Annotated in this window: 14 protein-coding genes and 2 tRNA genes; 8 read left to right on the forward strand and 8 right to left on the reverse strand. The window is 52.0% G+C overall.

Annotation, left to right across the window (positions count from 1 at the left end):
- Positions 1–29: 29 nt before the first annotated feature.
- A complete protein-coding gene (locus tag BLP45_RS04765) occupies positions 30–1,199 on the reverse strand; it encodes a UbiH/UbiF family hydroxylase (RefSeq protein WP_090370326.1) in 1,170 nt (389 codons plus the stop codon).
- Positions 1,200–1,418: 219 nt separating this feature from the next.
- On the opposite strand from BLP45_RS04765, the gene BLP45_RS04770 reads away from it, so the two are divergent.
- Positions 1,419–1,494, forward strand: a tRNA-Met gene (locus BLP45_RS04770).
- Positions 1,495–2,061: 567 nt separating this feature from the next.
- Positions 2,062–2,349 carry a PEP-CTERM sorting domain-containing protein gene (locus BLP45_RS04775; protein ID WP_176754665.1) on the forward strand — a complete coding sequence of 96 codons (288 nt, stop codon included), beginning with the start codon at positions 2,062–2,064 and terminating at the stop codon, positions 2,347–2,349.
- Between the two features lie 71 nt (positions 2,350–2,420).
- On the opposite strand, the gene BLP45_RS04780 is transcribed toward BLP45_RS04775, so the two are convergent.
- The 5 genes from BLP45_RS04780 to BLP45_RS04800 form a co-directional block, all read right to left on the reverse strand.
- The gene (locus BLP45_RS04780; RefSeq protein ID WP_090370329.1) at positions 2,421–3,188 is read right to left on the reverse strand and encodes a Kazal-type serine protease inhibitor domain protein; all 768 of its coding nucleotides are present in this window, start codon (positions 3,186–3,188) and stop codon (positions 2,421–2,423) included.
- A 232-nt stretch (positions 3,189–3,420) separates the two neighbouring features.
- Positions 3,421–4,134, reverse strand: coding sequence for a type 1 glutamine amidotransferase domain-containing protein (locus tag BLP45_RS04785; RefSeq protein WP_090370331.1), 714 nt, complete (start codon positions 4,132–4,134; stop codon positions 3,421–3,423).
- A 52-nt stretch (positions 4,135–4,186) separates the two neighbouring features.
- Positions 4,187–5,221, reverse strand: coding sequence for an NAD-dependent epimerase/dehydratase family protein (locus tag BLP45_RS04790; protein WP_090370332.1), 1,035 nt, complete (start codon positions 5,219–5,221; stop codon positions 4,187–4,189).
- A 279-nt stretch (positions 5,222–5,500) separates the two neighbouring features.
- Positions 5,501–7,204 carry a RecQ family ATP-dependent DNA helicase gene (locus BLP45_RS04795; RefSeq protein ID WP_090370334.1) on the reverse strand — a complete coding sequence of 568 codons (1,704 nt, stop codon included), beginning with the start codon at positions 7,202–7,204 and terminating at the stop codon, positions 5,501–5,503.
- A gap of 581 nt (positions 7,205–7,785) precedes the next feature.
- Positions 7,786–7,971 (reverse strand): CsbD family protein, encoded by a 186-nt coding sequence (locus BLP45_RS04800; RefSeq protein WP_090370335.1) that lies wholly within the window; start codon positions 7,969–7,971, stop codon positions 7,786–7,788.
- Between the two features lie 674 nt (positions 7,972–8,645).
- Between BLP45_RS04800 and BLP45_RS04805 the strand changes: the two genes are divergently transcribed.
- The gene (locus BLP45_RS04805; RefSeq protein ID WP_090370337.1) at positions 8,646–9,035 is read left to right on the forward strand and encodes a DUF4398 domain-containing protein; all 390 of its coding nucleotides are present in this window, start codon (positions 8,646–8,648) and stop codon (positions 9,033–9,035) included.
- A gap of 18 nt (positions 9,036–9,053) precedes the next feature.
- Positions 9,054–9,875 carry an OmpA family protein gene (locus tag BLP45_RS04810; protein ID WP_090370338.1) on the forward strand — a complete coding sequence of 274 codons (822 nt, stop codon included), beginning with the start codon at positions 9,054–9,056 and terminating at the stop codon, positions 9,873–9,875.
- 263 nt (positions 9,876–10,138) lie between these two features.
- On the opposite strand, the gene BLP45_RS04815 is transcribed toward BLP45_RS04810, so the two are convergent.
- Together BLP45_RS04815 and BLP45_RS04820 are read right to left on the reverse strand one after the other, a co-directional pair.
- Complete coding sequence (locus BLP45_RS04815) at positions 10,139–10,501, reverse strand: DUF1428 domain-containing protein (RefSeq protein ID WP_218117946.1); 363 nt, start codon at positions 10,499–10,501, stop codon at positions 10,139–10,141.
- A gap of 144 nt (positions 10,502–10,645) precedes the next feature.
- A tRNA-Leu gene (locus BLP45_RS04820) sits at positions 10,646–10,732 on the reverse strand.
- A gap of 100 nt (positions 10,733–10,832) precedes the next feature.
- On the opposite strand from BLP45_RS04820, the gene queA reads away from it, so the two are divergent.
- The 4 genes from queA to secD all read left to right on the forward strand — a co-directional run bounded on the left by queA (position 10,833) and on the right by secD (position 15,562).
- Positions 10,833–11,867 (forward strand): tRNA preQ1(34) S-adenosylmethionine ribosyltransferase-isomerase QueA, encoded by a 1,035-nt coding sequence (gene queA / locus BLP45_RS04825; RefSeq protein WP_090370340.1) that lies wholly within the window; start codon positions 10,833–10,835, stop codon positions 11,865–11,867.
- A gap of 203 nt (positions 11,868–12,070) precedes the next feature.
- Positions 12,071–13,177, forward strand: a complete 1,107-nt coding sequence (gene tgt, locus BLP45_RS04830) for a tRNA guanosine(34) transglycosylase Tgt (RefSeq protein ID WP_090370343.1) — start codon at positions 12,071–12,073, stop codon at positions 13,175–13,177.
- 38 nt (positions 13,178–13,215) lie between these two features.
- A complete protein-coding gene (gene yajC, locus BLP45_RS04835) occupies positions 13,216–13,551 on the forward strand; it encodes a preprotein translocase subunit YajC (RefSeq protein ID WP_090370345.1) in 336 nt (111 codons plus the stop codon).
- Between the two features lie 166 nt (positions 13,552–13,717).
- Entirely contained in the window at positions 13,718–15,562 is a 1,845-nt protein-coding gene (secD, locus tag BLP45_RS04840; protein WP_090370347.1) for a protein translocase subunit SecD, read from the forward strand.
- The last annotated feature ends 66 nt before the right edge of the window (positions 15,563–15,628 follow it).

Consider the following 15,628-nt stretch of genomic DNA (forward strand, 5'->3'; position numbering starts at 1 on the left):
CCTGCCGTGCAAGATACGCGGCTTCGGCCTCAATTCAACGCGTGCTGTATCAGTTGGTCTTTAATCAAAGGCAGCCGGTTAGTAATTTCCAGCCCTAAATTACGCAAGCGAACAAGCGTCGGATTTGTGTTGTGGAATAATTTCTGGAGGCCATTGGTGACAAGCTCCATGGCCAGAATGTCTTCCTTGCGCGAACGTTCATAGCGGCGCAACAGCAGGTAATCGCCACAATCGGATTGCAAGCCGCGCGCGATGATGGTTGCGGCCAACTCACGCGCATCGCGCAAGCCCAGGTTAACGCCTTGCCCGGCAAGAGGATGGATGCCGTGGGCGGCGTCGCCGATGAGTGCGAGCCGCGGCTGTACCAGTTTATTCACATGCACAAAATTCAATGGGAACGCGGCTGGTTGCGTAACAAGCCGCAGCTTACCCAGTGTATGGCAGGAGGCTTTGGCAACACGATGGCATAATTCCGTTTCGGGTAAATCAAGCAACGTCCTGGCATGCTGTTCATTTGTTGACCAAACCATGGATACCAGCGTGTCCGGCAATGGCAGCAACGCCAGCACACCATCCCGCCGGAACCATTGATGGGCGACATTACGGTGGTGATGCTCGGCGTCGAAATTGGCCACTACCCCCAGTTCTTGATAGGAACGCCGCATGACCTTGATTTCCGCCTGTGCTCGCACCCAGGAATTCAGACCGTCCGCGCCGACAATCAGCGCTGCTCGCAGAACGCTGCCATCCCCCAGGCGTAATTCGGCGTGAGATTCGTTCCACGTTATCGAGGCGCATTCCGCCGGGCAGAAAATCTTGATCTTCTTCTTTTGGCGCTTGAGCGCATTCCATACGGCAGCTTGAAGCTGGCGATTTTCCACAATGAAAGCCAATTCCGTCAAACCGATGTCGTAGGCGCTAAAATCAAGGCGCGCGGCGCTGTCGTCGCCAAACACCGCCATTTTATAGACCGGTGTTAATCGGGCTTCGTCAAGCACCTGCCATACGCCAAAGTTTTGCAGAAAACTGGCGCTACCGGGGCTGATGGCATAAATCCTGCTATCCCAGCTGTTATTGCGGGGAAGAGGACTTGGTGGCCGCGACTCCACCAATGCTATTTTGAGACCGCTGTCCTTGAGAGCAAGCGCCAGGCTTGCTCCAACCAGTCCGCCGCCGATAATAACGACATCGAATTCCATGGATTCATTATACAGATGCTTCGAGCTCGGGAACGACGTATCCGCGTTTCGTAAATTAATACCAAAACGCCCGGAGCGGTTTACAGCGACTGGATTTATAAAAGGCCACTCAAAGCCTTTTCTCCCGTAAAATCAAAGGTAAAGTCAGCGCAAGCCATTGTAAACCTTGACAGAGTCTGCCTTGGAAGGCACAATTCCATCCCCTCGGTATTTGCACGTGGCGAATTAGCTCAGTGGTTAGAGCAGCGGAATCATAATCCGTTGGTCCCCAGTTCGAATCTGGGATTCGCTACCAACGATTGGCCCCCTTGCCGCACAGTGATTTGGCTGGCGGTAGTATGATATTTTATCTGTTTCTGTATCTTGCGCCGTCACCGTAACGATTCGCTCTGATCAGCGGCTTTCCCTCACTTATCTATTCTTATCTGACGCGTTACGCCATATCGAGCGCCTAGCGTCGGTACCTTACACCCCCTAGCTGCCGACAAGGTTCTCACCCTTCTTTTCCTACAGGAAAAACCGTTTATTCCTATTCGTGAATTAATTCAAGGGAAAGCCAAGTAGCGCCAGATGAAGCGTTAGTACGGATACCTTAGAGTCAACCTCGTCTGCCAGAAAAATAGCACGTGAACATTACCTATCGTCGTTACTAAACCTGTACTTTAGTCCAATAGGCAACGCGGTCAGACAGTGTAAGATTTTATTTAAGATAGCTATCAGCCTCCGCCCGTTAATGGATGGCTTGGTAGCAAATCGCAGCATTGCAACCACCGGTTTATCCAGATAGCAGCACAGAGTAACTTACGAAGGGCTTAAGATTATGCGTGGCATTATCGTAATCATGGGACTAATGAGTCTTTTAATGACAACCGGTATAACGCAAGCAGCGCCGGATAAGAAGCTTGATGAAGGCTCCGTTGGTAAAAAATGGTCTCCGCCGCCAGGTCTTCTCTCGGATTCCACCATAACGTCTCTAACTTTCGACACAGATAAAAATAAGAAACATGATTCTCACCCTGGGCTGGGACACGTCCATGCCGTACCTGAACCCGGAAGTATCGCTCTTATCCTCATTGGCCTGGCAGGCGTTGTCGCATCACGCAACCTGAAAGCTGGAAGATCTCGGGCCGATCGCAACGACAAATCTTAATGTAGAGTAAAAGTGGCGGAATCAGAATAGATGCTTCCTGTTTTCAGGCTATTCTAATTAGCCCACGCCCGTTACTTCACACAGATACCACTACAGTCGGCACCACCCTTGGCGGGATCGCAATTATCCGAGGGGTCATCTACACATGTCTTACCGGCAGGACAGGGAAATCCGGCAATTCCGCCACACATTTGCTTAGCTTCTTTGTCGCCATATGCAGGGCTTCCCTTTGGCGGATAGTCAATGCGTTTTCCACCCCCCGGTTTGGTGGGTTCTCCAGCTCCAATCTTGACCGTCTCGCGAACTTGCCGCGGCTGTACCGCTTCAACGTCTATGGACTCCACCTCTCCGTCCGTGTGGCGCGCGGTGTAAACACCGACGACATCAAGCGGTACGGGGCTTTTTACAACCAGAAACCCCTCCAGGAACGCGAAGTCCACACAAACTCCATCGATCGGACAAAAGTAGCCGGCGACGTCAAAGCAACTCACGCCAACCGCCCCATCCGGCTGGATAACCGCTTCCTTGAAGGGCGTAACACTAAATGGGCCTGGATCGGAACCGAACTGCGTCGCGAGAGCCACCTTAGCGGCAACGGTGATTTGCTTGTTGGTGGGATTATGTATATTAATAGTTGTGCGATAGGTCCCCCTTGCCAATGTACCATCCTGATGTGGCAGCAATAGCGAACAAGCGACTTTCGCCGCGTATTGATATTCCGTCTTGATAGTCTTTGAAGGTTTCATCGGCTCTGCCTGGGATACCCGAATCATATCTACGGGTCCGCCCCATAGACCTGCCAAAGCGGCAAAAACTCCGATCACACGTAGCTGTTTCATGATAATGGCCTCCTATTGGTTCGAGTATCGTGCAAATGAATCCGGACTATGATTGGTTGAAAAGTTGTGACCAGAAGAATGAAAGTTCGTAAGATCCAACAACAGTTTATTCATAGCAGTGTTTCTTTTATAGTCAAGCCATCCCCTCGGATTGCCCGATAACCAGCGGAACGTCAGCATTAGCCAGCGAATGAAAGAGAGAAGACTTTATTGAGCCGGATGAGCGAACAGCTCACTCTTTGAGTTTCTTGACTACGGCCTTTCCCACCGCATGGGCGCTTCCTGGATTCTGCCCAGTAATCAGTAGACCGTCCTCCACTACATGAGAGTTAAAGGGCACCAACGCCTTGCTGTACTTGGCTTCCCGCCTTTGCAGCTCTTCCTCGAGATTGAATGGAACAGCATGGTCGCGTTTTGCCATGACTTCTTCATTCCACGAAAAGCCCGTTACATTCTTACCTTTAATCAGATGTTCCCCATTGCTCAGCTTGACTTCCAGCAGGCCGCAGGGGCCATGACACACAGCGGAGACAACCTTGTTGGACTCGTAAAACTTGGCGGTTAGCTCTGCCAAGGCCACGCTTTTAGGGAAATCAAACATGACACCATGTCCCCCTGTCATGTAAATAGCATCGTATGCCGCGGAATCCACATCGGACACCTTCAGCGTGTTATCCAGCAGGTTCATGAAGGCCTTGTCTTCGTACCGCTTTGAGAGATCGCCTTTCAGACCCACTGCGTCCGCAACTTGCGAGATCATCAGGCTTTCCGGGTCGATGGGCACTTTTCCGCCCGACGGACTGGCAATATCCATCTGGTAGCCCACTTTCTCGGCGACCTCCCAGAAATGGGTTAGCTCGCCAAGCCACAGTCCCGTTCTGAATCCCACTTTTTCGAATTCGTCATCATTGGTAACGACGATGAGGATTTTCTTGGTTGCGGTCATATTTCTGCTCCTTATTGGTTCATTGCAGAGTGAAGTGTTGTGACTTACTACACTAGATCCAATGTTGCTGGCGATACCAGTTCACGGCATCCTTAGCGGATTCCTCTATGGGCCGCGGCTTCAAGCCAAGTTCGGCGAAGGTTTCTGAAGGGTCGAAGTGCATGGAACGTTTTGTCAGCCGCACACCCGTTACAGTCGCCAAAGGCATTTGATGGGAAATGCAGTCGGCCCATAATTCACTGAACCAACCAATAGCTAGCGCCACTGGATAAGGAATCGTCCATTGCGGAGCCGGGCGATTCACGGTATCTCCAAGGATCTGAAGCCACTCGATCAACCGATAATTGTGTCCACCGAGTAGATATCGAACGCCAGGCCGGCCGCGTTGCATCGCGCGCACCAATCCATCCGCGACATCGCGAGCATCTATCAGGTTCAATTGGCAATCAACATATGCCGGAACCTTTCCTTGACAGAATGCCACTGCAAGACGAGTTGGGGGCGTTTGATTTCGGTCTCCAGGCCCGATGGGTAATGTGGGACTACACACGATTATTGGCGCGCCGGCTTCGGCAAGTTGGAACACGGCTTGTTCCGCCTGGAATTTGCTCAAGCAGTAAGGCCCGATCATGTCCTCTTTGCGAAAACGCGCGGATTCAACCCCTCCACCGCGGGATTGCGCCGATGTAAGAATGCTTTCTGTGCTTACATATAACGCGCGACTCACCCCGCTGTCGAGTGCGGCATGCATGACATTGAGAGCACCAACATGATTAACCTCATCATATTCAAAGCGATTGCGGCGCCAAAGATTCGGATCAGCAGCCAGATGATAGACACGATCGCAGCCGCGCATCATATTCCGCACCGCTATTGAGTCACGAATATCTGCTCGAACAAGTTCAATGCGTTCAAGGGGTAAATGACTTACCACGGCAGCAGGATGTTCAAGAACGCGCACGGATTCGTTGCTGCTGAGCAATTGTTGCACGAGATGTGAACCGATAAATCCCGCTCCGCCCGTCACCAAATTCACTTCACAATCCCATTTCTCAGCGACATCGTGAGGTGATGAAGGTGCGCCCATAGCAACGCCGCCCCATCCGTAGGCAGCACCCATTCACCCAAATGGATAAAGTGCGCGCCATGAATGAGCCGACCATCGAGCATCATTACATTGCGGCGCCCAGCGGAGACCTTTCCAGGATTCGACTCGACCATTAACGAATTTCTTTTTCTTTGTTAGGCTTCTATATGTACTTAAAAAAATGGACGCACAAGTCAAAAAGGTAAATATTAATGAGGTATTGAATAAGTTTGAATAGCAGTTAATCATCCTTCCCTAAGTGCTCTCAGCAGCTAAGAACTAAGCCGTAACATGTTCCTGCAAGGGGCTTCCTGCTACCTTGACGTAATTTTTGAGGTAAGTACCTTCTTCGCCGTTGGGAAAAACTATTTTGATCATGTCTGCGTTACTACTAATGACTTGGCCTTCTCCTCTTTTTGGCACGGAAACGGAAGCTCCGATCGCGACTTCCTGTTGCAGGTGAATCTTTACCTCTTTTTCTTCAGAGATGTTCGCACTCTGGTCTGGCGCGGAAGACTCCAGTGCCCGCTCCGGAGGTTCGAGGCAATTGTCGCAGTGACCACAATGCTCGCACGCCAGCTCTTCCTCAAAGTATTCGAGCAATACCCTCCATCGGCAAGCCCCCGCCTGGGCATAGAAAATCATGCTTTCCAGCGCCTTTCGATGGTGTATATCTTCCTCGCTTGCCCTGTTAGCAAGTTCGAGAATTTTTTCAGAAGCACCGCCGCTTTTTCCGAGACGATAGCCTAGTTTTTTATTACGGGCGATTATTCCGCTATCCTCTAGCAGCTTCAGTAATATTTGAAGCCTTCGCACAGAAAATCGGCTTAGTCTTTCACATAGCTGGCTGAACTCAACAGCAGGTTGATCTGTCAGCAGCTCTTGTATTCCGCTATAGACATCCTGTAATTCCTCCGAGCTCGGATAATGCCGTGCTAAAAAGAATTGCTGAATCCGCTTATCCTGGACGGCATAAAGAAGTGTGCAGACCGCATCCTTTCCATCGCGCCCTGCACGGCCGCACTCTTGATAATATGCTTCCAGATTCCCGGGAATTTGAAAATGCACGACAAATCGAATATCCGGCTTGTCGATGCCCATGCCGAAGGCGTTAGTCGCTACCATAATCCGGCTTTGACCTTGCATGAAACGGTCCTGATTTTCGCTGCGAACCTTCTTTGTCAGGCGACCATGATATAGCGTCACGGTCGAATCGACCTTATGAAGTGAAGCGGCAAGATCTTCCACCGCCTTTACCGTGGCAGCATAGATAATTCCACTTCCCTCAGTCGCCCGTATCAGTTTTTTAAGCTTTTCCACTTTCTCTTCAGCGTTGGTGGTATGTATCACCCTGAAGTGAAGGTTCGATCTATAGAGGCCGGTATTTACGAGCTGCATCGACCCACGTTCTAATTGTTTCGCTATATCATCCACCACGTCGGGCGTAGCAGTGGCGGTTAAAGCAAGTATGGGTGGATTACCCAACGCCTTGATGGCGCTGCCTAGTCCGAGGTAAGCGGGCCGAAAGTCGTGACCCCACTGAGAAATGCAATGGGCTTCGTCCACTACGAAAAGACTGACGGTAAGACTCTGCAGACGGGCTATGAAATCCGGATCGGCAAGACGTTCTGGCGTTACAAATACGATATCGCTGTGTGCTTGCAAGATATTCCGCAATGCCTCTGACTCTTCCTGCACATTAAGAGAGCTGTTAACCTGATCGGCTTGCACCCCGATCTCCCCAAGTTTTTCCACCTGATCTTTCATCAAGGAGATCAGAGGCGAGACGACAAGCGTAGTCCCGCGCAAACTTAGAGCAGGCAATTGATAGCATAATGATTTGCCTCCACCGCTCGGCATGATTACCAGTGTATCGCGCCCATCCAGCACGTTCCGGATAACCTGCCCCTGTCCAGGCCTTAACGATTGCAAGCCGAACGTCTTATGTAACCTATTCTTTAGCCTGACCTGGTCGGAATACATTATTTAGAACCTTCTATTTTTCCTTTCTCGCATTTGATCAATCACACTTGAATTGAGGAGGACGATTGCCGGGAATGATGGGCCATGCCGGCGGAATAAAGCCGTCAGGGGGCTGTTTTTAATTAAACAAGTACTCTTCAATTATGTGCATATTAATATGTAATATCCACTTTCAATGTACGCCGCCGCACCGAACACAAGCTTTCATGTGGAAGAATTGGCATCGGATAAAGCAAAGGCCGAGCTATCTGGCTTCGTTGATGACGTATGTCATGACGCCGGAGATAAGCCTTGGAGAGTGCAGCGTAGCCGAAAGTATTTGGAACTGTTGAGGTTCACCAGCAGATTGAGGCGGTTCCATCAAGCAACTTCCGCGGTTTGCCCGCGGTTTGGTGTTGCGGACTTCAGATAGGAGTTAGGCGGCCAGCGGGTAAAAGGTTTACGGGTAGATGATTTAACCGTGTTTTTACCCCAATGCGGGAGGTCAACCGGATTGCCCCGGATATTGTGCGTGCCGCCCCCACTGCCTGGCAGTAAAAACCCGCTGAAGCGGCTCAAGATTATTAATCTACGCAGTAATTTTATAGCTTGTCGACCGCGTCCTTGATCGTTTCCTTCGCATCTCCAACGCCCTTTTGAATTTTTCCCTCGACCTGTTTGGCGAGGCCTTTCGCCTGATCTTCTTTGCTGCCAGTTATATTGCCAGCCTCTTCCTGAATTTTCCCGGCGATATCTTTTGTTGTGCCCGTGATTTGATCTTTGTTCATTTATGTTCTCCTGGATAAATGTGAATATGGCCTGCTGTTAATTCTGAATGCGCAGGAATAGTCATTTTAACAACGAGCTGAAGCTCATCTGTACGGTACTGCACATTAAGCGGGAAGGGCAAAAAAATACCCACGCTTGGTGGGTAGAAATATAAAGGAGATTTTATTTTATAAAGCCGGCAGCTGGTTCAACTCACCACCGGGCTAGGGCAACTACCAACTTGGGGCAAAGCGGTTACCCTGACTACATTGTTACGCATCCAGCAGGCTTTGCCTATTGGACTAAAGTACAGCGGTAGCCGGACTAGCTTGGGTGGACTCTAGTTGGCCGCTTTAGGCCCAGCCTTTACCCTTGATACCCTGTTTATCATTGGCAAATGGCTCCCATGAATTCCCTCACCCCACGAAATCCAGTTCTTCCAAGTTTTCCGTTGTAGCCGACGCCCCTATCCTCACCGCTGCCCAATTCCGCCGAGCTGGCGGAGGTCCCGCTGGAGGACACTCCGGCGCCCTGTAATCGGGCCCTAGCCAGGCTTGCCATTTAATCCTCTGACTCATGTGTGACATTTAACAGCTTACGTGCGCTAACAGACCGAGTATTTAAATTATTCTCCTTAGACTCATCAGTAATCTTGTTAATGAGATTTTATTGATCTTAGGGTAGGAGGTGAGCAATGAAAGACCTTTCGAAATATAAGTGGCATCAAATGATGAGCGTAATTGCTCTTGCTGCGGTATTCACAACAGGTTGCGCAACCACGGAAAAGAGAGACATGGCGGCTCAGCTTGAGGTTGCGAAAACTGCGGTCGCCGACGCAGTAAGCGCCGGGGCGCCGGAATTTGCCCCGGTGGAATTGAAAATCGCCCAGGAAAACCTGGCTGAAGCAGAAAAGGCAGCGATGGAGGATGACTACAAACGTGCCAAAAAGCTAGGTGAAAACGCGAAAACAAATGCGCAATTAGCGAGCGCCAAAACTCGCGCGGCGAAAGCACAGCAGGCAGCAGACGCAGTGAAGGAAAGCGATCGAACACTGCAAGACGAAATGAACCGCAAATTAAAATAATTACCTGAAGGAGATGTCATGAAAAAAAATGGCTATTTAACCATCTCGTTTGTGTTTATTGCAGTTCTGACGGGCTGCGCTTCGACACCGAACGCACATCTGGATAGCGCCCGTAGCAGCTATCGCAGTGCCCAGAGCGATCCCGAAGTTACAAATCTCGCTCCTTTGGAACTGAAGAAGGCAGGCGACGCGCTGACAGAAGCCGAGAATGCCTGGAGGAAAGGAAAAGATTCTGCCAAGGTGGATCATCTAGCTGATCTGGCGCAAAAGCAAGTTGCAATAGCGCAGGAAACCGCAAAGCGGAAAGCCGCTGAAGCAGTTGTGTCTTCCGCCGATGCCGAGCGCAATAAAATTCGCCTTTCTGCAAGAACAGAGGAAGCGGAAAAGGCCCAAGAGCAGGCACAGAGCGCTGAAATGCGGGCAAGCATGCTCGAATCGCAGCTTAAAGAACTGAGCGCAAAAAAATCGGACCGGGGTATGGTCATTACCCTCGGCGATGTGCTGTTCGATACCGACCGTGCGCAACTCAAGTCGGGTGGAGTTCGCGAGGTGCAGAAACTTGCTGACGTTCTCAAGCAGAATCCCCAACGCAACGTTGCAATTGAGGGATTCACAGACAGCACCGGCAGCGAAGACTATAACCAGGAGCTCTCCGAAAGGCGCGCCGATGCGGTCCGGGATACCCTGCTGAACATGGGCATTGATGCCGCACGCATCACAACACGAGGTTATGGCAAAAACTTTCCAGTCGCCAGTAACAGTAATGAAGCAGGCCGGCAATTGAATCGGCGGGTTGAAGTTATCATATCCGACGAAAGCGGGAATATCAGGTCGCGCTAAAGGTTCTCATAAGGCGTCTGCCCTATCGGCAAAGGAATGATCAAAAAAAGCGCGACAGTCCGTACTAGCGATGAACCATGGTCTAGAAGCTGGATCGTATCTTATTCACGAACCTCGCCTTCGACGTAATCAAGGCATCATGACTGTAGACGGCCTGACTTCACCAACCGCGATTTCATCGTGACGTTACGCGCCTTCCACTGCCCTGATAATATCTTCAATCTTATTTTAAACCGTCGCGGATCCCGCTTCGCCGGGCTATGTCATGCCTCTACGATCACCTCAAATCCGCCATAGATCAGGCGCTTTCCATCGAATGGCATTGGGTTCGCGTCGGGCTGCATTCGGGGATCGCCCATCATCTTCTTCCAGGCGTCGTCACGCACCTGGCGCGAAGGCCACGTTACCCACGAGAACACCACCGTCTCGTCCGCCTGGCACTTGACCGCCATAGGAAAGGACGTCAGCTTGCCCTCGGGCACGTCATCGCCCCAGCACTCGACGACGTTCAGCGCTCCGTACTCCTTGAATACCGCGGCAGCTTCTGCAGCATGCTGCCGGTAGATTTCCCGATTGGCTGTAGGCACGGCGGCAACGAATCCATCGACATAGTTCATGTCGTTCATGATTGATCTCCTTCATGGTTTGAATTGAATCGAGACGGTCAAAACAAAATGAACCAAAAGAACCGATAAATGGGCATTGTCGTTTTACCGGCAAAAGGCCATTGTGAAGATCTATATATTTCTGGACTTCTTTGGATTATCCGATGGTGCCGGGAGGGGGAATCGAACCCCCATGACCTCGCGGTCGCGGGATTTTGAGTCCCGTGCGTCTACCAATTCCGCCATCCCGGCAAGGCTGTGGCCCGTTCGTTTGAAAAGGGATTATCACTGAAAATATAGGTCGCGGCAACCTGCGTGAGCGAAGTCAGGGGGTACCGGTATAATGTGCGCGATGAAAACTCAGGATTTCGATTTTGGTCTTCCCGCAGATCTCATCGCGCAATCTCCAGTCGAGCATCGTGCCAGCAGCCGCATGCTGCATCTGGAAGGTTCGAGCGGCATGCTGCAGGACAGGATGTTTGCCGACCTGCCTAAATATCTGAGCGCTGGCGACGTGGTGGTATTCAATGACACCCGTGTCATTAATGCGCGCTTATTTGGCGTGAAGCGCAGTGGGGGCAAGGTGGAGGTAATGGTGGAGCGAGTGCTGGATGCGCATTGCGTGCTGGCGGTTGTGCGTGCCAGTCACCCGCCGAAACCGGGCTCGGTACTTTTTCTCGCTAATGCAATCCGGGTAACGGTATTGATGCGCGAGCATGATGTCTATACCCTGCGTTTCGATCACGAAAGTACGGCTATGGAGTTACTGGAACGCTACGGCAGTCTGCCGCTGCCACCTTACATCTCGCGACCGGCGACAAAAACAGACGAAGCACGCTACCAGACAGTCTATGCAAGACAGGCGGGTGCTGTGGCAGCACCTACCGCAGGGCTGCATTTTGATAAGAATATGCTGGCAACATTGGCTGAAATGGGTGTGGTGATTGCACATGTGACGTTGCATGTCGGTATGGGTACCTTCCAGCCGGTTCGTGTGGAAAACATTGCCGATCACAAGATGCATAAGGAAATTTTTCATGTGCCGCCGGAAACGGTGGAATCCATCCGGCGGGCGAAAGCCGGTGGCGGACGAGTGCTGGCGGTGGGGACAACATCGTTGAGGGCGCTGGAAGCGGCGGCAGCGGCCGGCGGCGGCGAACTGAAACCGGGCCATGGCGATACGGATATTTTTATCACCCCGGGCTATCGCTTGCGCGTGGTAGAGCGCTTGCTGACTAACTTCCATTTACCCCGCTCGACGCTGCTGATGCTGGTGTCCGCTTTTGGGGGCGTGGAAAATATCCGTCATGCATATCAACACGCAATCAATGAGCACTATCGCTTTTTCAGCTACGGCGACGCGATGCTGATCGAAAGACAGTCATAAACTCGAATCCTATATTGATCCGACGAGCGAACGATATGTCGCAGGAAACCTCCAGTGGCGTTGCAAAGCATCCGTACGTTGTGGGGCTGGATTCCGGGTCAAGCCCGGAATGACGAAAGATTGGTTTTTGCCGGGTAAGATAATTTGCCGCGATGTGCTTATCAATGTCGCTCTATAGGATTAATTCATTTGCGTGACTTGACATGAAATTTCAACTGCATTGCAGTGACGGCCTTGCCCGTCGCGCCACCTTGACGCTCGCGCATGGCACGGTGGAAACGCCCGCGTTCATGCCTGTCGGAACTTATGGCGCGGTAAAAACGGTTTCACCTGCAGAGTTACGGGAAGTTAACGCGCATATCGTTCTTGGCAACACCTTCCACTTATGGCTGCGACCCGGCCTTGAGGTGATCGAGGCGCATCGCGGCCTCCATGGCTTCATGCGCTGGGACGGCCCTATACTGACCGATTCCGGGGGTTTCCAGGTATTCAGCCTGGGAGCTTTAGGCAAGATTGCCGAGGAGGGAGTCAAGTTTCGCTCGCCGGTGAATGGCGATGCGTGTTTTCTTACGCCGGAGGAATCGATGCGCATTCAGCGCATACTGAATTCGGATATCGCGATGATATTCGATGAGTGCACGCCTTACCCGGCTGACGAGCGGGCAACCGCTCAATCCATGGAATTGAGCATGCGCTGGGCGGAACGGTCAAAACGCGCGCATGATGATGGCTGCAACCCCAATGCATTGTTTGGTATTGTCCAGGGCGGAATGTACGAAAATCTTCGCGATCAATCGCTCTCAGGGCTGCGGGATATCGGTTTCGACGGTTACGCCATCGGTGGATTGTCGGTGGGAGAACCCAAGGACGACATGCAGCGCATTCTCAAGCATGTTGCGCCACAATTACCTGCCGACAAGCCGCGCTACCTCATGGGGGTTGGAACGCCGGCGGATATAGTCAATGCCGTGGCGCACGGCGTGGACATGTTTGACTGCGTGCTTCCAACACGCAATGCGCGCAACGGGTGGCTGTTCACGCGCAACGGAGTCATCAAGCTGCGCAACAGTCAATATCGCCTGGATACCGCGCCGCCGGATGAGCAGTGCGGCTGTTATACCTGCCGTCATTTCACCCGCGCTTATCTATACCATTTGCAGCGAATCAATGAAATTCTCGGCGCACGTCTCAACACGCTGCACAACCTGTATTATTACCAGCAATTGATGGGCGAAATCCGTGCCGCTGTAGAGGCCGGCAAGTTCGGGGAATATGCGCAAGAATTTCAAGCCCGCGCCGCATCATGCTAAAATGCATCCCTTTTTGAAACTGTCTTCGGAGAAATGCCATGTTGATTAGTGAAGCTTTTGCTCAGGCCGCCGCTCCTGCCCCGCAAGGCGCGGACTTTTTGAGTTTGCTGCCGCTGATCGGCATATTCGCCGTATTTTATCTCCTGCTGATTCGTCCCCAGTCGAAGCGCGCCAAGGAGCAGAAATTGATGATAGAGGCGCTGCAAAAAGGCGACGAGGTGGCGACGACAGGCGGCGAGCTGGGGCGCGTGGTCAAGGTTAGCGGCAATTACGTCATACTGCAAATTGCCGAGAACGTGCAGGTCATCATACAAAAAACGTCTGTTCAGACCCTGTTGCCCAAGGGAACCCTGAACAGTATCGAGAAGGAATAAGATCGGTAAAGGTAGGCGAGGGTGCAACGCAGTCCTTCCACCCTTCTCGTCCTTCGCATCCCTCCCGAACATGATCCTGAATCCGGCAGTTGACTGCTCTTTTTTTAGTTAAGCCCCATGAACCGCAAAAACCGAAACTCCACCCACTCCAACCGCCGGCTTTAGGATGAATCGCTACCCCCTCTGGAAATACCTGATTATCGCGATTTCGATACTGCTCGGACTGTTCTATACCTTGCCAAATTTTTATGGTGAATCGCCGGCAGTACAGGTTTCGCCGTTACGTACCGCCGCCAAGGCGGATACGGCCCTGCTGCAACGGGTTGAAGAGGCGTTAAAGAAAGCTAATCTTGTCCCAAGTGGAATGTTTCTCGAAGAAGGTGGCGTCAAAGTACGTTTTTCCGATACGGACGCGCAGATCAAGGCCAGGGATACGCTTCAGTCGGTGCTGGGTAACGGCTACATGGTAGCGCTGAATCTTCTCCCTAATTCGCCACAGTGGTTGACCAGTCTGGGCGCGTTGCCGATGTATCTGGGGCTCGATCTGCGTGGCGGCGTACATTTCATGTTGCAGGTAGACATGCACGGTGCGCTCTCCAAAGCGCTTGACCGCTACAGTGCCGATATCCGCAGCAGTTTGCGCGAGCAGAAGATTCCGTATATCGGGCTGGATAAGGATAGTACCAGGGTCATTGTCAAATTCCGCGATCCAGAATCGCGTGCCAAGGCCGAAGCCGAAATCAAAAAGACCTACGCCGATTTAAGCCTGCGAGAGCAGAATGTGGGGGATGAGTTTCATCTCGCCGCCACTCTCAAGCCGGAAGCACAGAAACTCATGCAGGATTCCGCCGTGCAGCAGAACATTACCACGCTGCGCAACCGCGTCAACGAACTGGGTGTAGCGGAGCCAATTATTCAACAGGCCGGCGCTGACCGCGTAGTGGTGCAATTGCCCGGCGTACAAGATACCGCCAAGGCCAAGGATATTCTGGGACGCACGGCTACGTTGGAAGTGCGGATGGTGGACGACGAGCGTGACCTGGCGGCTGCATTGCGCGGGCAGGTTCCATTTGGAACCGAGCTTTACTATGAGCGCGGCGGCGGCCCGTTGCTGGTGAAAAAACAAGTGGTGTTGACGGGCGACCGTATCAATGACGCTCAGGCTGGTTTCGATAATAACAACCAGCCAGCGGTGCACCTTAACCTCGACAACAATGGCGCACGAATTTTCAGGCAGTTGACACAGGAAAATGTCGGCAAGCGCATGGCAATTTTATTGATCGAAAAGAACCAGGCGGAAGTTGTTACAGCGCCTGTGATTCGTGAAGAAATCGGTGGTGGAAGGGTGCAGATCAGTGGGCGCATGACCACCGAGGAAGCCAGGGATGTGGCGCTGCTATTGCGTGCCGGCGCATTGGCCGCGCCGATGGATATCATCGAGGAGCGCACGGTGGGCCCGAGTCTCGGCGCCGACAATATTTCACGCGGGTTTGATTCAACGCTATTTGGTTTCGCCGCGATCGCTGTTTTTATGTCTGCTTATTATTTGATGTTTGGTTTCATTTCGGTCATAGCGTTGGGCGTAAACCTGCTGTTGCTGGTAGGTCTCCTCTCAATTTTACAAGCCACGCTGACGCTTCCGGGCATGGCGGCGATTGCGCTCACCCTGGGAATGGCAATCGATGCGAATGTGCTGATCAATGAACGTATCCGCGAAGAGTTGCGCAACGGCGTATCGCCGCAAGCGGCAATAACTTCGGGGTATGAGCGGGCGTTTGGCACCATACTTGATTCCAACATTACGACATTGATCGCCGGTATCGCGTTATTTGCGTTTGGTTCCGGCCCTGTGAAGGGATTTGCCGTGGTGCTGTGCTTAGGCATATTAACCTCAATGTTCAGCGCGGTAATGGTTTCGCGCGGCATGGTTAACCTGGTATATGGCAATCGCCGCAAGCTGGAACGGGTCTCCATCGGCCAGGTCTGGAAGCCGGCGAGTGACAGGCGCTGATGTCAACGATGAATAGGACGGGGCTGTCCCCAATAAATAAGCAGGAAATAAGCAGGGAATAAGGGC

The sequence above is a fragment of the Nitrosospira sp. Nl5 genome (genome assembly GCF_900102495.1).
Lineage (GTDB): Bacteria > Pseudomonadota > Gammaproteobacteria > Burkholderiales > Nitrosomonadaceae > Nitrosospira.